Source organism: Rhizobium sp. NFR07, from assembly GCF_900111905.1.
Classification (GTDB): domain Bacteria; phylum Pseudomonadota; class Alphaproteobacteria; order Rhizobiales; family Rhizobiaceae; genus Neorhizobium.
Genome location: NZ_FOKM01000025.1, coordinates 31898 through 51257, shown reverse-complemented (window position 1 = coordinate 51257; position 19360 = coordinate 31898). Strand labels below are relative to the sequence as shown.

Below are 19360 nucleotides of genomic sequence, written 5' to 3'. Positions count from 1 at the left end.
GGGTCAGATCACCGAGCCGCGCGCGGCAATGCCGCCGTCAATCGTCACGACCGTGCCGCTGATATAGCCGGCCTTCGGAGATGCGAGGAAGACGCAGAGATCGGCAACTTCTTCCGCCGTCGCCGGACGCTTGCCCGGATACTTGTCGTAGAGTTCTTCCCAGCGGCTTTCATCGCCCAGCATGTCGATGGCCTTCCGCTTCATGATCTTGAACATGCGCGGGGTGTCGACCGGGCCCGGGTTGACGCCGACGACACGAATGCCTTCATCCATGCTTCGGCCGCCGAGTGCCTTGGTGAAGCTCATCAGTGCAGCGTTGCCGGTGGAGCCGGCGAAATAGGCTGCATCCCAGTTTTCACCGGAATTGCCGATGACGTTGATGATGACGCCGCCTTTGCCCTTGCGGCGCTTCCAGAATTCGCGTGCCAGCGTGATGTAACCGAAGACCTTGAGGTCGAAGCCGCGGCGGATCGCCTCGTCGCTCACGTCCTCGATCGAGCCTGCGGGAATGTCGCCGGCATTGTTCATCAGGATGTCGTAGTCGCCACAAGCCTTGTCGAGAGCAACCATTGCTTCGGTGGTGCCGAGGTCGGCCTCGTGCGCGGTCACGTTGACCGGATACTGCGCGAGTTCCTTCTTCAGTTCCTCCATTGCCGCGCCGTTGCGGGCGGCAAGGTGAAGGTGACACCCTTCAGCCGCCAGCACCTTGGCGATCGCATGGCCGATGCCCTGCGAGGCGCCGGTAATCAGCGCGGTCTTTCCAGCAAGATTGAGTTCCACTTGCGTCTCCTAATGTGAATACATATTTCACCTTCCTGCATACGCTGATTTCGAGGCCTGTCCATTATTTTTTAAAATGGCCCCGGAATTTTTTTCCTAAAATCAGCTGAAAACAAACGTTCACGGGAATTTGCTCATCAAAGAAACAGACGCGATAGGCAAAATGCCTTAATTATACGCAATATTTAGATCTCGAATTAAATCCCAATATTTGTATACATCTATCTATTGCGTGAATACGAAAATGCCATCAATGTCGCCGAGACCCGAGAGGGTTGGGTAGCAATGACAGTTGGAAAGACCCCATGGCAGACGTATCCCTGAAGAAAGTGGGAAAGACCTATGAAAACGCCTCGGCCAACACGATCGAGGAACTCAATCTGGACATCCGCAGCGGCGAATTCGTCGTGCTCGTCGGCCCGTCCGGTTGCGGAAAGTCCACCACGCTCAGGATGATAGCCGGTCTCGAAGAACTGTCCGACGGACAGATCTGGATCGGTGACCGTCGCGTCGATGAACTGGAACCCCGCGAGCGTGATATCGCCATGGTGTTCCAGAACTACGCTCTTTATCCCCACATGACGGTGGCGCAGAACATGAGCTTCGGCCTGCGCCTGTCGGGGATGGACAAGGCGGAAATCCGCCGTCGGGTGGAGGAGGCGGCAAAAGTGCTAGACATCTCCGCTTTGCTGGAGCGTCGCCCCAAGCAGCTATCGGGCGGTCAGCGCCAGCGTGTTGCCATGGGCCGCGCCATGGTCCGCGATCCCGCCGTCTTCCTCTTCGACGAGCCGCTGTCGAATCTCGACGCCAAGCTGCGCGGCCAGATGCGGGCGGAAATCCGTCGTCTGCACAAGCGCCTCAAGGCGACGACCATCTACGTCACGCATGACCAGGTCGAGGCCATGACGCTCGCCGATCGTGTGGTCGTGCTCAACAAGGGCAAGATCGAGCAGCAGGGGACGCCGGAAGAGCTGTATGAGCGTCCCGCGACCCGTTTCGTCGCCGGCTTCATTGGCAGCCCGACAATGAATCTTCTAGCCGCGGACGTTGTCGCCGAGAGCGAATCGGTCTCGCTCAAGATCGGCGAGGTCTCAATCACTGTACCGGCTGAGCGGGCAGGAGCGCTTGCCGCCCATGCCGGCAGCACCATCGAGATCGGCGTCAGGCCTGAGCATTTTCTGGCGGATGGCGCGGCGGATTTTAGTGCGGCCGTCGATATGTCCGAACTGCTCGGCCCGACGAAGCTCATCCACTTCACGCTCGCCGGCGTGACCTGTTCCGCAATGCTGCCGCCGGAACTAGCCGTGCGCGAGGGTGAGCGTCAGTCGCTGCGAATCGCCCTCGACCGCATTTCGATCTTCGATCCGCAGACCGGCAACGCCCTCTGACGCAAATCGGACACCCCAAGGCGCGAAAACTGCCTGAATAACAAGGAGAACAGCTGATGAATGCATGTAGACTATTCTTCGCCGGCCTTTTGGGTGCGACCGCACTCTACGGCACGGGCGCCGTGGCCCAGGACAAGGCGGCAGCCTGCACCGCTGAAACCGTGACGCTGCGCATCCTGCGCACGCCGGGCAACTATCCCTATCCGGCGCCGATGGAAGCCTGGCAGAAGGAAAATCCCTGCGTCAAGTTCGAGATCAACGAGGTCCCGTTCGCTCAGCTCGCAGACACGATTTCCGTCCAGGCCGCCAGCTCGCACCCGCCGGACATTATCGTCTATGACGGCCCGAACACGCAGTCCTATGCTGCTGCCGGCATTCTTCTGCCGATCACCAAGTACCTTCCCAGGGAGTGGGATGCGGACATCCTGCCCGCGACGAAGGCCGAGCACAGCTACGAAGGCGAAGTCTATTCGCCGGGCATCGAGCAGACCACGGTCGCCATGTACTACAACAAGACGCTGACCGACGCTGCCGGAATCAAGCCGCCGCAGGAGCTGAAGGATGCGTGGACATGGCCGCAGGCGCTGGAGGCCTTCAAGGCCTGCCAGCAGGGGCCAGCCGGCGCGCCGACCGTCTGGGGCCTCGGCCCGACCCGTTTCGGCAACGGCCAGCCCGGTCTCGTCTACCAGGATCTGATCTACCAGCGTTCGGCCGGTGATCCGAAGGCGGCCCCGGAAAGCTCCGCCTACAAGACCTTCTGGGCTCTGTCTCCGGACGGCAAGTCGGTGGATGGCTACCTGAACACGCCGGAGGCGATCGAGGGGCTGAAATTCTACGGCTCGCTGTTCAACAAGGAGGGCGTTGCACCGAAGGTCGGCATCCCGAATGCGTTCTTCGACAGCAAGGCCTGCTTCTACATCGACACGCCGGCTGCCGGCAGCGCGCTGCTGAAGGACCCGAAGATCGAGTGGGGCATTACCCCGATCCCGTATTTCAAGTCGCCTGTCGTACATACCGGCTCGACGACGATCGGTGCCACCGCGCGCTCGAAGAATCCGGAAATCGCTGCCAAGTTCGTCGTCGACATGTCCTGGGGCGAATATGCCTACATGAATGTCAGCCAGCGCGGCAACCTGCCGACCCTCAAGAGCCTCTTTCCGCGATTCGAGGTTTATAACGGCTATCCGATGAAGGTCTTCGTCGATCAGCTGCAGGAATGGGGCCAGCCGCGCCCGCCGGGCCCGAAATTCGCCCAGTATGACAAGCTGGTAACCGACGCTCTGCGCGCCGTGGCCTTCGGTGGCGATCCGGCGGACCTGATGGCCGATGCCGAGAAGAAGGTTCAGCGGGTCCTCGACCGCTAACGGGAATGGATGCAAGCATGTCGGCTACGAATACCCTTTCCACGGCCTCGGCCACCAGTGTGAAATCAGGGACAGGCAAACCTGCAACACGGCGGCAGAAGCGTGACTGGATCTTCGCGGCCGGCTTTCTTGCGCCCTTCATGATCCTCTTGCTGATCTTCCAGTACCTGCCTTTGCTGGTCATGGCCCGTAACAGTGTCTACGATTACAGCCTACTCAACCCGGCGGCGGCAAAGTTCGTCGGGTTGCGCAACTTCACGGACATGATCGAATACGAGGATGCCGCGGTCTCCTTCGGGGTGACTTTCCTCTTCGCCCTCGGCGTCGTCCTGTTCGTCATACCGGTCGCCTTCGCGCTTGCGCTTTTCCTCAACTCGAAACTCCCGGCGCGCGGCCTCGTGCGCACCATGATCATGCTGCCTGTCGTCACATCCTCCGTCGTGGTGGCCACGATGTGGTCCTTCCTGCTTGATCCGTCGAACGGCCTGATCAACGGCGTCCTCAATATCGTCGGTATCGGCAATCAGCCGTTTCTGACATCCACATCCCAGGCACTTCCGGCGCTGATCGCCATGACGGTCTGGCAGCAGGTCGGTTTCGGCGCGATCCTGTTTCTCGCCGGCCTGCAGGGACTTCCTGCTGAACTAACTGAGGCTGCTCGCATCGATGGCGCAACGCGTCGCCAGGTTCTCTGGAATGTCACCATTCCGCTTCTGTCACGCACCACGCTCTTCGTTGTCGTCATCATGACGGTGTTTTCGCTGCAGGCTTTTGCGCCGGCCTTCTTGATGACCCAGGGCGGACCGCAGGAAAGCACCAACCTGATCGTCTACCATATCTACAACTCCGCCTTCATCATGCAGCAGGCGGGTTATGCCTCGGCGCTCTCCGTCGTGCTCCTGCTCGTGGTGCTCGCCATTTCCATGGCCCAGATGGCCCTGCTGCGTTCCCGCTGGAATTACTGACATGAAGACGCATCCCCTGAGGCGCGGCCTCTTCGTCACCCTCGTCATCGCCCTGATCCTGTGCTGTTTCCTCGCACCCTATGCCTGGATCGTGTCGTCCTCGTTCAAGAACCGGCTGACGCTGTTCGATGACGTGACGCCGCTGTCGTGGAAGGCATTCTTCCCTGTCGGTGCGACCACCGATAATTACCAGACGCTGTTCGAGCGCACCAATGTGCTGACCGCGCTCCTTAACACAGCGATTGTCTCCGGCGGGCAAGTGGCCTTGACGCTGCTGCTCTGCGCGATGGCGGCCTATTCTCTCACCCGCATCCGCTTTCCGGGCGCCAAGATCGTCTTCGTTCTCATCCTCCTGACCTTCCTCCTGCCGATCGAAGCGATGATGGTGCCGCTTTACCAGGTGGTGTCCGGCCTTGGCCTGTCGAACACGCTGCTCGGCGTGATGATCCCGTGGGTCGCCAGCCCTTTCGGCCTTTTCCTGCTCAAGCAGGCCTTCGAGGAACTGCCGGTCGAGTTGGAAGATGCCGCACGCATCGATGGTGCCGGCCATGTGCGCGTTTTCTTCTCGATCGTCCTGCCAAATGTCAAGGTGCCGATGCTGACGCTCGGCCTCATCACCTTCCTCTTTTCCTGGAACAGCTTTCTCTGGCCGCTTGTCATCGTTCAGGATCCCGCCAACCAGGTGATCCAGGTGGCGATCGCCCAGCAGGGTTCCCCGACGCAACTGCCGAACTGGGGAGAAACATTTGCCGGCGCAACCGTCGCCACGCTGCCGCTCATCCTGCTTTTCCTTCTGCTGCAGAAATATTTCACCCAGGGCATGACAACCAGCGGCATCAAGGGCTGACCATGGCACACAGCAACACATCGCTCACGCCCCTCCACGCACCGATGGGCGGCCAAATCGGCTATCGGACCTATGGCGCTGAAGGTGAATGGCTCGTGCTGATCCATGGCTGGTGCGGCAGCGCCGAGCAGTGGGACATCATCGGCCCCGAACTGGCCCGCGACCATCGCGTGCTCGCCGTCTCTCATGCCGGCTTCGGCGGGATGGCGCCTCCGCCGCCCGAGGCTCAGACCGTTTTTGCCATGGGTGCGGCCGTTGCCCACCTGCTTGATTGTCTCGACATAAGCGACGCCATCCTGATCGGCCATTCCATGGGCGGCCCGATCATGACCGAGGTCGCCATCGCCGTGCCGTCCCGCATAAAGGCGCTGATCGGGCTCGATACACTGACGGATCGTGATTATTACGGTCGTCTGCCGGACGACGAGATCCGCCGTCGCCACGAGGATTTTGAGCTGGACTATGCGGGCCGTATGCGCGCCATGGTCGATATCATCGTCCACCCCTCGACCGACGAGGCGCTGCGCCAGTCGATTACCGACGGAATGATTGCCGCAGCGCCGTCCGACTTTGCGCTCGATATCAAGGACGATCTTTTCGCCTGGAATGCTGAGGACCGCTGGCCGCTCGTCACGAGACCGGCCTTGATGCTGAATTCACCCTGGGTCGCACGCCTTGCGCATCCTGAGCCGATGCCCTGCTTTGCCGAAATCGAGGTCGTCACCTTTGAATCGGGTCATTTCCCCATGGTGGAAGCGCCAGCGATGATTGTGGAAAAGATCAGGTCCTGCATCGCCAATTGGGTATACCAAGGATCAGGGCATTGAATACGCGACTGAAAGAAACGTATAAGCCTGCCAAGAGGAAGAACTCGCTTTCCGTGCTCGGAAACGCAGGAGGACTGGATTTGGCCCAGGATGATATCCGCCTGCCGGAAGCGGCCGGCAACATGCGTGCCCCCACCCGTTCGGGCGAACTGCGCGAGCAGTTGGAGCAGATGATCCTCGACGGCCGTCTTGAACCCGGCGAACGTCTGGACGAGATGGAACTGGCCCGCACCTTCGGCCTGTCGCGCACGCCGGTTCGCGAAGCGATCAAGGCGCTTCTCGCCATCGGTCTTGTGGAAACCCGCGGACGCCAGGGTACCCATGTCGCCATCCTGTCCATCCCGGCACTGATCGAGATGTTCGACGTTATGGCGGCGCTCGAGGGGCTGTGCGCCCGCTTTGCCGCACGCCGCGCAACACTTGCCGAACGCGCCGCCATGCGGGAAGTCCACAAGGAACTGGTCAGCGCCTACGAGGCTGGCGATCCCGTGGCCTTTTACAAGGTCAACCAGCAGTTTCACGATCTGCTCTATGAAGCGGCCCACACGCATTTCATCGCCGATCAGGCAATCCAATTGCGCCGCCGCATCGGTGCTTATCGCCTGCGCGCCACATACCAACCCGGGCGCATGCTGAGCACGCTGAGCGAACATGTCCGAATTATGGACGCAATCGATGCCGGCGATCCGGAGGAGGCCCGCAAGGCGGCAAGCGAACACGTTCAGTTGCTCGGCGACCAGCTGACTGATTTCATCGCTTCGCTGCCCGCCAATATGAGCCGAGCCAATAGATGGCAAGCCAACAACGGCCATGTCTAGCCAAAACGGTCAGATATCGGCGGAGAGGAGCAAAGGACACCACTTGTACTTCGCTACACTCGCCTCGACTGTGCATAAACCCTGATGTCTGTTCATCGCTCTCTCGTTCTTGATGAGGTACGAACGAACGACCTGCAAAGTCCAAACAAACCTAATCCAATCCCCTAGCTAACAGAATCCTAGTGGGCTATTTACTGATCGGCTGACAAAAACCTGAGATCATGATCTGAGAAGCGCTGCCCATCCCAGAGAATGCGAAACATTCAGCGATCGCGTTCATCAAACCCTTGTTCTAAGGCTTTTATGGCGAGGCAACTGGAGACCGCCTCGCCAAGACCCTTATTTGTCGTGCCCGATGGCCAAGCCAAACAGCCTGGCCTGTCGGTCGGCAAAAGCACGCGGATTGGCTGGCTTGTCTCCGTCAAGAATGCGTGCTTCGTCAAGCAAAAGCCACGCAGCATCCTCGCGAAACGCCGGATCGTAGATCGATGCGATGGCTTTAACACGCTCGTTCTGCGCGTTGATCTCCAAGATTGGCTTCGATGCGGTCTGTAAACGCCCCGCGCCTTGGAGGAGCTTTTCGAGCTGACGATCGGGGCCATGTTCCGAAGCGACAAGGCAGACCGCGCTTTCGGTCAACCGATCGGAAATTCGCACGTCAGCAACATCCTCACCGAGGGCGCTTCGCGCGAAATCGATGAATGCCCCGACTTCAGGAGAAGCTTGCCGGTTACCCTCATCGGTGCCGCCATCGCCGGTCACAGCATTCAGATCGGCAAGGCCCTGGGTAACCGATTTAAAAGGCTTGCCCTCGATATCGGGGACATTAGTTGGCCAGAAATTATCTACGCCGTCGGTCAGCAGGAGTACCTCTATCCCTTTGGCCCGAAAACCTTCGAGTTGCGGCGACGACCTCAGTTGGTCGAGACTAGAGCCGCTAATGTAATAGATCGCCGACTGCCCTTCCCTCATTGCGGCCAGATAGTCGGCCAGGCTTCGAGTCGCCCCATCAGATACGGTACTACGGAAGCGCGCCAGCTTCATCAACTGCGCGCGCCGCTCGAAGTCGTCGTAGATACCTTCCTTGAGGATAGCGCCAAACAGATCCCAGACCTTGGAAAACATCTCGGCTTCGCCTTCAGCCATCTTCTCCAGGGCGGAAAGGATCCGGCTCGTTACACCCTTTTTGATAGCGTTTAGCACGGGACTTTCCTGGATCATCTCGCGGGAGATGTTGAGCGGGAGATCCGAGGTGTCGACGATGCCGCGGACGAACCGCAGGTAACGCGGCAGCAAGTCAGCTTCGTCGGTTATGAAGACGCGCTTCACGTAAAGCTTCATCCGACCCTGTCTGTCTGGATCGAACAGATCGAATGGTTGAGAGCCCGGGATGAAGGCAAGCGTCGTATATTCGTGGCGGCCCTCAGCGCGGAAATGCACGTTAGCTAGCGGCTCGTCGTACTGGCCCGAGACACTACGATAGAAATCATCGTAGTCCTGCTTGGATATCTCGTCCTTTGGCTTGATCCAGAGCGCTGCACCATCAGAGATCTGTGACGGTTCGACGCCCTCTTTTTCGACGAGGCGGATAGGAACGGGCACGTGGCCGGATTGATCGCGAATAATCTTTTCGACTGTCCATTTGCTGGCATATTTCTTCGCATCGTCCATGAGATGTAGCACGACACGCGTGCCCCTCGCTGGCGCCGCGCCAAGATCGACAGCGACGATGTCATAACTTCCCTTGCCATCAGACGACCATTTCCAAGCTTCGTCCTCACCAGCACGGCGGGAAATCACATCGACCCTTTCGGCGACCATGAACGAGGAGTAAAAGCCGACGCCGAACTGGCCGATCAATTCAGCCTTCTCGCCAGCCTTGGCAGCCTCAAGCCGCTCCATGAACGCCCTTGTCCCGGAGCGCGCAATCGTGCCAAGCGCGTCGATCATCTCTTCGCGGTTCATGCCGATGCCGTTGTCCTCGATGACGAGTGTGGGCGACTCCTGATTGAGCGTCACGAGAATCGCCAGCGGGTTTCCATCGGACGAGAGGTGCGGCTTGGAAATCGACTCATACCGCAGCTTTTCGCACGCATCCGCCGCGTTCGAGATCAATTCCCGGAGGAACACATCTTTGTCGGAGTAAACCGAATGCACCATCATGTGCAGGAGCCGGCTGACATCGGCTTCGAATACGTGTTGCTCGGGCTGCAGCTCATCTTCCGTCGTCACTGGTACCTCCATCCGTTTAGAAAACGCCGGTCAAATGGTTTTTCTGTGATAAGAATTCAAGCGTCGTCGCCCTGCCCGCTCGGCACTTTCACAAAAGATTTTGCGATCGTGTCACAAACCTGGGGACAGCGCGGCCTAAGCGTCTCTTTTTCGTAGTCCCTTCCTAACTTCCTCTCGTACGATCCTGTCGGACAGGAGTAGCGACATGAGCAATCTGGTTCCGAACGCATTCTATTGGGCTCGTTCCGTAAAATATCACGATGGGCGTCTTACGGTTGTGGAGGTTTCTACGATTTTCGGCAAAAGTCGGGACTTCTGGACCTTAGCGGTGCCTGGATCGGATCAGCATTTTATGATTGAAGAGTTCGAAATCCTCAGCAGGATCGAGCAGCCAAAAACGTCATTCCGTCTTCAAGCAGCTGAATAAGATGGCCCACAAGCAAGGTTAGCCTGTCTGATCGTCTTTATAAGACCATCTTTATGTTACGGCGAGCCGCGACCAGAGTGCCGTTGCGACACTTTTTCAAAGGCCGCCACAACGCCGACTTGCTTCAATCAACCGCCGTCGATAACGAGTTGTGAAGGCGGACAGCAGTTTCCAATACTAGAGAAGATGAGCCGTCAGCAAAATGCGTGTCGCGATCTCTATATCTCGAAATGTTGCATTTAGAACTTTCGAATATGGAGAGCAGGAATACAATTCAAATTGGCACAGGCGTCTAAGCTGGAGCTCCGCTTCGATCCGGCGTTGTTTGGCTGGCCTTGCTTTTCAATATTCCTCGTCGTCCTAGTTGATAGCCGCACTGCTGTTTGAGTTACCGGCTTTGCTGCTATCATATTCCGCATTTGCCTGACCCCAGTGCGCCTGATCCTGTCCCTCCGGTCGGCCCGCCTGCTCCCTCAATTCATAACAGCGTTTCGCGATCCATTCCTCGCGGAACGTGTCCATCAAACTCTCCTTGTCAATCCGAAACAATCTCGGACCGTGATAAATCTCTCAAAGTAAGCTTTTGGAGCGGAGCGCTCGTCAGCCTCCTGGCCCGCCTTGATCTTCGATCATTTGGAGGTCGATATTTGCCGGCTCCAAGCCGAGCTTTCCCGCGATCGCGATCTTCAACGCGTCAGTGTCCGAGAAGAACAAATGAGGGTCTGAGACGTGATCCGAAACGTCGGCTCCGAGGCCATCTTTGATATCGAGAACTCGAAATTTTTCGCGGCCTATGTCCGTGAAGGAAAACCTCGCGTCGAAGCTGGTGCGTGATGTCATGACCAACCATCCATTGTCAGAGGAAGAATAGAAGCATCGGCCGTTACGGCTCACCTAATCAAGTAGGGTAGAGGAGCGATAAAGACATAGCCGCTGGCAAAGTATGTTCTCGGGTTAGCGCCTGATCATTCTCTCTGCTCCCGCTGCTTCTGGCCACTGCGAATTGACGAGATCGCAATCCGCAGGACGCCGTAACCGAGAACCTTTTGCGTCCCGCAACTGCTGATCAATTGGTGGATTTCACGTTCGCTTATGCCCAGAGGTCCGAGCCTGTCGGCGCCCTGCTTGTCACCGTAGCGGCGATCTTGCGTCAGGGCGCCGATGCCGTCATCGATCCTGCCGGGGAGAAAGGATGCATGGTCTCAATCGGCATGCTCCAGTGTGCCGAAGAACACGCCGCCCTTGCGCTGGTCTTTTCGGAACGCCGGGGCGCGATGCGAGACAATTGCGGATGCGCTTGGACGCTGGCTCGATCCGCATCGAGCCAGCTCCCTCGCCCGCTATCTGATTGTCGTGCTTCAGGGCATCTCCGTCCAGGCCCGGGACGGCGTAACGCGCGAGCAGCTTGAACAGGTTGTCGAAGAAGCTTTGCGGGTTTCTCGGACGCGGTAGCGGAACGCCGGCCAGAACAGCGCAAAGCGCCCGGGCGGCAGTTGCCGTATTATTGCTCCGCCGCTTTGGCTGCCATCGTCGCTTTGGCCCACCACACCAATTCATCCAAGGCCGTTTGCGCTGAAGGGAGCAGGCTTGCTTCGATCTCCTCGATCGGCTTGTTGCCGCCTCTGGGCGCCACCGCCATGAAATCTCCACCGCCAATATGGACAGCCGCGTGCGTGGACACCATCTGCAATTCCGTGCCGATCGTCCTCAAGTGTTCGACCGCGCGCGATGCACCGACGCCACCATAGCCAATCGCGGTGAACGGCTTCCGTATCCACTCCTTGTAGGCCTGATCCAGGGCGTTCTTCAGAACGCCGGTGATTGAGTGATTGTACTCGGCCACTACGAAAATATAGCCGTCGAAACCGCTGATCCTCTCCTGCCAGCGGATGGCCTCTGGATTTTGGCTTGGCATCCAGAGGTTTGACGCCATCTCGTCGAAGAATGGAAGAGGATGGTCACGAAGATCGACGATCTCGACATCCATATCGCCTCTCGCCTTCGCCTGCTTCAGCATCCATTGGGCGGGCTTATCGGCGAACCTGGTCGGCCGCGTGGAGCCGATGATAAGTGCGATCCGTGGTTTAAGGGTCATTGTTACTGCCTCGAATGTTGCCGCTAAGGGGTGTTGGATGGGCATTTCGCTCGGCACGAACTTCAGACGTCTGCTCCGTTTCCAGGAAGACGACATCGTCGCCGCCATCCTCTCGCGCAGACTGGAGCTCATCTCCCGGTTTCGAAACGAAACCAGATTACGATTGGTTTCCACAAGCCCGCAAGGAGTTACTTTGTAGCGACCAAGTAACCTAGAGGAAACCAGCAATCGTGTCCTTATCCGACGGACGCTATCGACGGTCACGAATAAGTGGACGGTTTTGATCGTGCGCGTGCTTGGCCGAGGTCCCTATCGCTTAAACACTCTGCGACGGGAGATCGGAGAGATCAGTAAGAAGGTCGTGGTGTCCAGTTTGCGCGACCTCGAGGAAAACGGCTTCGTCTCGCGGATCGCACATCACGAGGTGCAGCATCAGTGATAAGGTCGACATTGTGCATAGGACGTCATTCATTGGGCGCGATAGGCAGGAGCCGTCTCGGGACATCGTGGCGGAGGTCGTGATTTTCCAGCAATGCTAGTAGGTAAGAGGTTCTACTGACACCCATACCAACCTTGTGGGCATGAATAATTTACTTAAACTCAAACAGCCCTGCTTCTCTCCGATCTAGCCGTCAAGTTTTGCGAGCGATCCGGATGAGCCCTGTCCATTGTTAATTTACTTCACGAGGACATCGTTCAAGCAGTCTTGATGCACCAGGGGTGAAACGAGCCCGACGCCGTCAGGTGGGCTGGCCGCTCTGGCTGTACATTTTCCGCATTCCCCAGAAGCGCCGACATTGGCAATGTTCAAGTTCGTTCGTGACCCGCTTACGGGTTTACGGAGCGTGCTGCCATTATCCTTGAAACTGGCGAAACCGGATCACGACCAAGCTTTTGGGCGGTCTCAACTGCCACATGGGCGAGCTTCACCAGATCAACGCCGGTCCGGACGCCCATGCCTTCGAGCATGAAGACTAGTTCTTCGGTGGCGACATTTCCGGTAGCGCCCCTCGCATAAGGGCAACCTCCCAGCCCGCCGACCGAAGCGTCGAAAACGGAAACGCCCTCCTCCAGACAAGCCAGGATGTTCGCAAGCGCCTGGCCATAAGTATTGTGCTCGTGAAGCGCGATTGCCGTTACGGGCACCTCCCCTGCAACGGCTATGACCATAGCGGCCGCAGCTCTCGGCGTACCGATACCGATCGTGTCCCCAAGCGAGATCTCGTAGCAGCCGATGTCGTAAAGCCGGCGCGAAACGTTGACAACGGCGGAAAGCTCAACCGCTCCCTCGTAGGGGCAACCAAGGACGCAGGATACGTAGCCGCGAACACGCATGCGGGCTTCGCGGGCACCCTCAAGCACCGGCAGAAAGCGTTCGAAGCTCTCGTCGATCGAACAGTTGATGTTTTTTTGCGAAAAGCTCTCAGATGCCGATGCGAATATTGCGATTTCCGTGGCCCCAGCATCACGAGCCGCTTCGAAGCCTTTCAGGTTTGGAACGAGCATAGGCAAGCTGACACCGTCCTGGTTTGAAACAGAGGCGAGCACCTCCGCGGAACCTGCCATCTGCGGCACCCATTTCGGTGATACGAAACTGCCGGCTTCGATTGTTTTGAGCCCTGCCCCAATCAGACCTTCGATCATCTGCACGCGATCACCGACGCTCAGTGGGCGGACCTCGTTCTGCAATCCGTCACGCGGGCCCACTTCGACCAGCCGAACATCAGGCATCGTTTCCTCCAGTTGTCATTATGTTTCCGATTTCGTCCTTGAGAAAGGCGCAGAAGCGCGGATCGGCGCCATAGGCGACGTTGACGCGCATTGCGGGCGGTGTCGGTGCTTCGCGATCGGCGTAAAAGACACTTGCGGGCGCGATGAATATGTTCGCCTTTGCTGCCCGGAGACAGAAGGCGGCCTCGTCAATCTCTTTTGGAAGCGGCACCCAGATGTAAAAGCCCGGGACTTTCGGAAGCGACACCTCCAGCCCGACCGCCGAAAGTGCGTGCCCCGTCGCCTTCGCGCCGTCCTCGATCCATCCGCGCAGCCGCCTGAGGTTTTTGAGATACTGGCCAGTTTCGATCATTTCCAGAACGACCCGCTCGACGTGAAGCGAGGTTGCAACCGTGGTGATCATCTTCAAATCGACCAGACTGCGGATAGTGTCCGGCGCACTGGCGACATAGCCGCAGCGCAGGCTCGCCGAAAGAGTCTTGGAAAACGACCCGACATAGAGAACGCGCTGCTGCTGGCCGAAGGCCGCAAGCCGCGGCAGCGTCGGAGCGATCAGGTCGGCGAAGATGTCGTCTTCGACCAAACGGAAATCGTGGACTTCAGCCATCTGCAAAAGGGCAAACGCATGGGCCGGCGACAGGGTGCCCCCGGTCGGATTGTGCGCCTGGCTCTGGGTGAAGAACAGCTTGGGGTGATGTGTGACCAGCTTCTGGCGAAGTTCGTCGAGGTCGGGGCCGTCCTGAAGCCGAGTGATGGGAACGACATTCGCCTTTGCCAGCCGGAGTTTGGCATAAAGGGGGTAATACCCGGGGCTATCGACGAACACCGTATCGCCTGGTTCCAGGAAATGCCGGATGATCAGGTCAAGGCCGTGATTGACCCCGCTTGTCAGCATGATGCCATCCGGCTCGGTCGTGATCGAGCGTTCGGCAAGGGAGACCCGCAGCCATTGCCGCAGGGCGCTCAAACCCCAGGAACTGCCATAACCGAAATCCACCTCGGCGTTTGCGTTACGGCTCGTCCGCAGGATCCGGCGCATGTCCGCGTCTTCGGTCCAGCTTGCCGGCGGACGACCGTCACCCGGCCGCGTCTGGTAATTCTGGTCAAGCTGCTCGCGCAACAGGGACATGATGCCGGTGGCCTCGGTGACATCGGGCCTCACACGGGAAACAGGCCCCGGGCGGTTCTCCGCGACGTAATAGCCCGACCCCTGTCGCGCGATAGCAAGCCCACGGGCAACCAGCCGGTCGTAAGCTTCCGCCATCGTGTTCTTGGAAACACCGAATTGCTCGGCCCCACGCCGGACAGACGGCAGTTTCTGGCCAGACCTGTATAGGCCGGATGCAATCTGCCCGCAGACATGCGCGACGATGTTATCCACGACCTTCAAATATCGTCCCACCCTTGGAATGGGACAGTACCTGCGATAAACCGCAAAACTGTCCCTTGCCTCATAACCTTAGCTTAGGACAGTTTGCCGCCAACGCAAAGCTTAGATTGGTTTGGGAGTGAGCCATTGACTGGAAAGACCGCCACCTCGCGTATCGAGAATATGCGAAACCTGTCTCCGGCCGAGCGCTTGGAGCAGGTTGCCGCCGCGACGCAGATGGATGATCGATCGAAAGCCGTTCTGGCTGCCCCGGATGCCCTGTCCGTCGAACGCGCCAACGGCATGATCGAGAATGTGATCGGAACGTTTCAGCTTCCGCTGGGCGTTGCGACGAATTTTCTCGTGAACGGTCAGGACTATCTCGTCCCGATGGCCGTCGAGGAACCCTCCGTAGTTGCAGCCGCTTCCTATATGGCGCGCATCGTACGTGGCTGCGGCGGATTCCAGACCTCGTCGACCGCGCCCATCATGCGCGCCCAGGTCCAGATCATTGGCCTGTCCGACCCCAATGGTGCCCGCTTGGCAATCCTGGCGGCGCAAGACGAGATCGTGTCGTCCGCCAACGCCACGGACCCTGTCCTCGTCAAGTTCGGTGGCGGCTGCCGCGACATCGAGGTCCATGTCTTCCCATCGACGTCCCGCGGGCCGATGGTCGTCCTGCATCTGCTGGTGGATGTGCGCGATGCCATGGGCGCCAACACCGTCAACACCATGGCCGAGGCCATCGCACCGATCGTGGAGCACGTCACCGGCGGTGAGGTGCGTCTTCGCATCCTGTCCAACCTGGCGGATCTGCGGCTTGTCAGAGCCCGTATCGAATTGACCGAAGAAGCCCTCGTTACCAAGGACTTCTCCGGTCGACGGATGATGGAAGGTATTGTCGATGCCTACGAATTGGCAGCCGTTGACCCCTACCGCGCTGCAACCCACAATAAGGGCATCATGAACGGCGTCGATCCTGTGGTCGTCGCGACTGGTAACGATTGGCGGGCGATCGAGGCCGGTGCCCATGCTTATGCCGCGCGCTCCGGTCGCTATACGTCGCTAACCACTTGGGAAATCAGCGCCAAGGGGACGCTTGTCGGAACGATCGAGATGCCGATGGCACTTGGCCTGGTTGGCGGCGCGACGAAGACCCATCCCTCGGCACAGGCTGCTTTGAAGATCCTGAATGTTGCCTCGGCCGTGGAGCTTGCTGAAGTAACGGTCGCCGTCGGCCTTGCACAAAACATGGCAGCCCTTCGCGCGCTTGCCACAGAAGGCATCCAGCGCGGCCATATGGCGCTGCATGCGCGCAACATTGCGATCGGTGCCGGCGCCGTCGGCGATGAGATCGATGCGGTCGCGCGCAAGCTGGCCGCCGATCGTGATGTTCGCTCCACCAAGGCAGAGGAGATCCTCGCAGAACTGCGGAATTAGAACTGAAACCGGCAGCCGGGCAAGGGAGGAGCTCTGCCCGATTGGCTGGTCACGTGTGGCCATTTTTTACGGCCGAGCGGCCGACAACTGGGGAGGGATAATGATGACAGATCAGGATGTTGTGCGCGCCGCCGGCCCGCACGGTCAGCTTGCCGAAGTTTGGGGAGACGTGGTGTCTCGCCCTCAGCTCGCGAAGGCCATGATTATCGGCGCCATACTGAGCGTGGTGGTCTACTACGTCGCTCTTGCAACGATCGCGCCTCTGGCCACCACTCCCGCAGTCGGCAAGGCACTGGCAATGCTTGCCGGCATCGTCGGCTCGGTGATCAGCGGAGCCGTTTGCTCCCGGATCTTTGCGCCGAAGCGCATCGTAGTGGAACAAGTCGAGAAAGGCACTGCCTGGCAGGCCGATATCCTGGCACAGCTCGAACAGGAGGGCGGGACGATTGGCCGGGTGGAGGATATCCCGTCCGAAGTCGCGCAGGAGATGCGCGAAGTTGGCCTCTACGAGCTGTTCAAGTCTTACCAGGATAGCCGCGGAACCGACAGGCAGGGGGATTGAGATGGACGGGATGCTTTATGAAATAGTCATTGCCACCTCGCTCGGCCTTCTGGGAGCAATCCTGTTTTCCGCCATTGGTCTGATCTCGGGAACGGACGAAACCACCACGATCGCCCCAGTGACACTTTTGGTGGTTCTTCTTGGCGCACCGCCGGTCGCGGTTTTTACCTTCTGGATGTGTGCGGCGGTTTCCAAGCACATGACCCACGCGGTGCCAACGGCGCTTCTCGGCATTCCAGGCGATACGCTGGCTCTGCCGCTACTGCAGCAGGCCACGGCGCTTCGCAATCTGGGCGCACCGCATGTGGCTCTGCGCAAAATGTTGGCCGGCTCCGTCATCTCGGCCTTCATCGCCGTGCCGCTTGCTGTCCTGTTCGCTATCATCCTGGCGCCGTTCGGCACCTACATAACCGCTTCCGCTCCATGGCTGTTCATCGGCGCTGCCCTCATCATCGCCTATTTCTCGGCCGGTCGCTGGGCTTCCGTCATAGCGCTGGTACCGTTCACGCTGCTCATCGTCGCCCTACAAAGTTTCACAGCCACGCATAACGTCAAGCTCGGCGTCAGCTATTTTCTAGGCATCGCCGTCGGGCCACTGGTGGCTGAACTGTTCTCCGCGGTGTCGCCGCTCGAACGCAAACGCATGAACCGCAGCGAACCACGCCAGACCACGCTTGCCCCCGACGTGAAGGGCTGGGGCGGCTATTTCCCCAATCCGTTTCGCGTGCTTGACAGAAGCCAGGTTGTCACGACGGCGGCAGCGGCCGCAGTGACGAGCGCTACGTTCGTTTTCAGCCCAGTCGCCGTGACCGTAATCGCCGGCGAAATTGTCGGCGCGCGCATCAAGCACGCTTATCATCGCCTGACCTCCGTGCTCGCCGTTCGTAACGGCGTGACAGAATCCACCTACATTGCCGAGGCGCTGATCCCATTGATCGCTTTCGGTCTGCCACTCAGCCCGGTTGCTGCCGGCCCTGCCGCTCCGCTGTTCAACGCGCCGCCGCGTTTCACGGTCGATACCGCCACCGGCGTCGTCAATAACCTACACACGATGATGTCCGTGTCCGAGTTTCTGATCTGGGGCCTCGTCTCCGTCGTTATCGCCGCCGCCATCGCTTACCCATTTGCGATGAACCATGCCCGCAGCGCTGCGGCCTTCGTCGCGAAGTACATCAGCCATGAAGCCATCATCGCAACCTTCGTCGGCCTCATCCTGGTAATCGGCCTCTGGGAGGGCGGATCCCTGGCGCTGCTGGTCATCGTGACGGTCGGCCTCGTCGGCGGCCTGCTCTACCGCGTACTCGGAATGAATACCGGCGTACAGTTCATGAGTTACTACGCCGCGATCCTCAGCGTTCCGGCGATCCTTAAGCTGATCGGCTGACCCAGCCGCTCAGTTTGTCGGAAAATGGGAGGAGAGACTATGAATCGACTGATTTGCATGTCGGCTACGGGCGCGGCGCTGATCCTAATCAGTGCCATAGCTCATTCGGCCGACGATAACGACGCTTTTCCAGCCCTCGATATTTCGTCTGCATTGCGGAGTGCTGTACCACTGCCGATGGCGGAAGCCGATCTGCCCTCGGTCGAGGCCAAAGAATATTTCAAGGTCTCCGAAAAGGGACTGCAACTCGAATGCCCGACATTCGACGCGAAGGGCGATTTGCTGTTCTGCGAGGTCTTCGGCGGAACGGTTTTTCGCCTGACACCCGACAAAAAGCTATCGAGCTTCGTCCCGGACACGGAGCTTCGTCCTGCAGGTTTGGCAGTCCATAGCGATGGCCGTGTCTACATGGCCGAACTCGGGGATTTCCAATCGCGCGGTTCGGTCGTCTCCATGGCGGCCGACGGATCCGACGTGCGAACGGTCGTATCGAGAGATGAGGGTTTTCTGCCAGACGACCTCGTTTTCGACAAGCAGGGTGGGTTCTACTTCACTGACTTCAAAGGCGGCTCTAGTCTGCCCTCTGGTGGCGTCTACTATGTCGCACCCGGTGGTGGCAAACCGGTGATGGTCGTTCCGAACCTGCGGATCGCGAACGGCATCGGCCTGAGCCCGGATGGCAAGACGCTGTGGGTGACGGAACTAGCCGGCGGCAAGTTGCACCGAATTTCCCTCGCCGACGCCACCACGGTCGCACCATTCGGTTCATCGGTCGTCTACAGTTTTGTCGGCGGAGGGCCGGATTCCATTCGCATCGACGCCAACGGCAACGTCTATGTAGCGATGTACGGTCAGGGTCGGATCATGGTGTTCAATCCGCTTGGCTTCCCAGTCGGCCAGTACCTGCTGCCCGGTCGAGACGACAGCCACAATCTGCGTTCAACATCCATGGTTATCCGATCTGGCGCGGACGAACTGCTAATTTTCACGAATGACTGGGACAAAGGACAGGGATCAACAATCTTCGCAGCGAAGGCTCTCGCCAAGGCAGCGAGGTGACGTAGGTCAAGGCATGTGGCGGGAGAGTTTAGTGCGACATGTGGGGTTTCTGACTCTCCCGATATCTGCGGC

General features: G+C 58.9%; 19 protein-coding genes. 12 read left to right on the top strand and 7 right to left on the bottom strand.

Features of this window, described 5'->3' with window-relative positions:
- Positions 1 to 3 precede the first annotated feature (3 nt).
- On the bottom strand, positions 4 to 780 hold the full coding sequence (locus BM216_RS31730; protein WP_093004139.1) for an SDR family oxidoreductase: 777 nt from the start codon (positions 778 to 780) through the stop codon (positions 4 to 6).
- A 305-nt stretch (positions 781 to 1085) separates the two neighbouring features.
- On the opposite strand from BM216_RS31730, the gene ugpC reads away from it, so the two are divergent.
- From ugpC to BM216_RS31700, 6 genes are all read left to right on the top strand, one after another.
- Positions 1086 to 2168, top strand: coding sequence for an ABC transporter ATP-binding protein (ugpC, locus tag BM216_RS31725; protein WP_093004137.1), 1083 nt, complete (start codon positions 1086 to 1088; stop codon positions 2166 to 2168).
- Positions 2169 to 2224: 56 nt separating this feature from the next.
- Positions 2225 to 3532, top strand: a complete 1308-nt coding sequence (locus tag BM216_RS31720; RefSeq protein WP_093004135.1) for an ABC transporter substrate-binding protein — start codon at positions 2225 to 2227, stop codon at positions 3530 to 3532.
- Positions 3533 to 3549: 17 nt separating this feature from the next.
- Entirely contained in the window at positions 3550 to 4497 is a 948-nt protein-coding gene (locus tag BM216_RS31715; protein ID WP_177231014.1) for a carbohydrate ABC transporter permease, read from the top strand.
- A 1-nt stretch (position 4498) separates the two neighbouring features.
- Entirely contained in the window at positions 4499 to 5344 is an 846-nt protein-coding gene (locus tag BM216_RS31710) for a carbohydrate ABC transporter permease (RefSeq protein WP_177231013.1), read from the top strand.
- Between the two features lie 2 nt (positions 5345 to 5346).
- Positions 5347 to 6171, top strand: coding sequence for an alpha/beta fold hydrolase (locus BM216_RS31705; RefSeq protein WP_093004129.1), 825 nt, complete (start codon positions 5347 to 5349; stop codon positions 6169 to 6171).
- 80 nt (positions 6172 to 6251) lie between these two features.
- The gene (locus BM216_RS31700) at positions 6252 to 6989 is read left to right on the top strand and encodes a GntR family transcriptional regulator (RefSeq protein WP_244530447.1); all 738 of its coding nucleotides are present in this window, start codon (positions 6252 to 6254) and stop codon (positions 6987 to 6989) included.
- 339 nt (positions 6990 to 7328) lie between these two features.
- Here the strand turns inward: BM216_RS31700 and htpG are convergent, their stop codons facing one another.
- Positions 7329 to 9233, bottom strand: coding sequence for a molecular chaperone HtpG (htpG, locus tag BM216_RS31695; protein WP_177231012.1), 1905 nt, complete (start codon positions 9231 to 9233; stop codon positions 7329 to 7331).
- A gap of 193 nt (positions 9234 to 9426) precedes the next feature.
- On the opposite strand from htpG, the gene BM216_RS31690 reads away from it, so the two are divergent.
- A complete protein-coding gene (locus BM216_RS31690) occupies positions 9427 to 9648 on the top strand; it encodes a hypothetical protein (RefSeq protein WP_093004125.1) in 222 nt (73 codons plus the stop codon).
- A 360-nt stretch (positions 9649 to 10008) separates the two neighbouring features.
- Here the strand turns inward: BM216_RS31690 and BM216_RS31685 are convergent, their stop codons facing one another.
- The 3 genes from BM216_RS31685 to BM216_RS31670 form a co-directional block, all read right to left on the bottom strand.
- Positions 10009 to 10170, bottom strand: coding sequence for a DUF2934 domain-containing protein (locus BM216_RS31685; RefSeq protein ID WP_093004123.1), 162 nt, complete (start codon positions 10168 to 10170; stop codon positions 10009 to 10011).
- Positions 10171 to 10248: 78 nt separating this feature from the next.
- Complete coding sequence (locus BM216_RS34415) at positions 10249 to 10488, bottom strand: hypothetical protein (RefSeq protein ID WP_093004121.1); 240 nt, start codon at positions 10486 to 10488, stop codon at positions 10249 to 10251.
- A 661-nt stretch (positions 10489 to 11149) separates the two neighbouring features.
- Positions 11150 to 11743: an NADPH-dependent FMN reductase gene (locus BM216_RS31670; RefSeq protein ID WP_093004174.1), complete on the bottom strand. Its 594-nt coding sequence runs from the start codon at positions 11741 to 11743 to the stop codon at positions 11150 to 11152.
- Positions 11744 to 11981: 238 nt separating this feature from the next.
- Here BM216_RS31670 and BM216_RS31665 point away from each other — a divergent pair, with 238 nt between their 5' ends.
- The gene (locus tag BM216_RS31665) at positions 11982 to 12182 is read left to right on the top strand and encodes a winged helix-turn-helix transcriptional regulator (RefSeq protein WP_093004119.1); all 201 of its coding nucleotides are present in this window, start codon (positions 11982 to 11984) and stop codon (positions 12180 to 12182) included.
- A 389-nt stretch (positions 12183 to 12571) separates the two neighbouring features.
- Here BM216_RS31665 and BM216_RS31660 read toward each other — a convergent pair whose 3' ends face one another.
- Positions 12572 to 13474, bottom strand: a complete 903-nt coding sequence (locus BM216_RS31660) for a hydroxymethylglutaryl-CoA lyase (protein ID WP_093004117.1) — start codon at positions 13472 to 13474, stop codon at positions 12572 to 12574.
- Positions 13467 to 14855 carry an aminotransferase-like domain-containing protein gene (locus BM216_RS31655; protein ID WP_244530446.1) on the bottom strand — a complete coding sequence of 463 codons (1389 nt, stop codon included), beginning with the start codon at positions 14853 to 14855 and terminating at the stop codon, positions 13467 to 13469. The genes BM216_RS31660 and BM216_RS31655 overlap by 8 nt, the downstream gene beginning before the upstream one ends.
- A 135-nt stretch (positions 14856 to 14990) precedes the next feature.
- Between BM216_RS31655 and BM216_RS31650 the strand changes: the two genes are divergently transcribed.
- From BM216_RS31650 to BM216_RS31635, 4 genes are all read left to right on the top strand, one after another.
- Positions 14991 to 16283, top strand: coding sequence for a hydroxymethylglutaryl-CoA reductase, degradative (locus BM216_RS31650; protein WP_244530445.1), 1293 nt, complete (start codon positions 14991 to 14993; stop codon positions 16281 to 16283).
- A gap of 100 nt (positions 16284 to 16383) precedes the next feature.
- Positions 16384 to 16845, top strand: coding sequence for a hypothetical protein (locus BM216_RS31645; RefSeq protein WP_093004111.1), 462 nt, complete (start codon positions 16384 to 16386; stop codon positions 16843 to 16845).
- A gap of 1 nt (position 16846) precedes the next feature.
- Positions 16847 to 18229 carry a tripartite tricarboxylate transporter permease gene (locus tag BM216_RS31640; protein WP_093004109.1) on the top strand — a complete coding sequence of 461 codons (1383 nt, stop codon included), beginning with the start codon at positions 16847 to 16849 and terminating at the stop codon, positions 18227 to 18229.
- Positions 18230 to 18268: 39 nt separating this feature from the next.
- The gene (locus BM216_RS31635) at positions 18269 to 19288 is read left to right on the top strand and encodes an SMP-30/gluconolactonase/LRE family protein (RefSeq protein WP_093004107.1); all 1020 of its coding nucleotides are present in this window, start codon (positions 18269 to 18271) and stop codon (positions 19286 to 19288) included.
- The last annotated feature ends 72 nt before the right edge of the window (positions 19289 to 19360 follow it).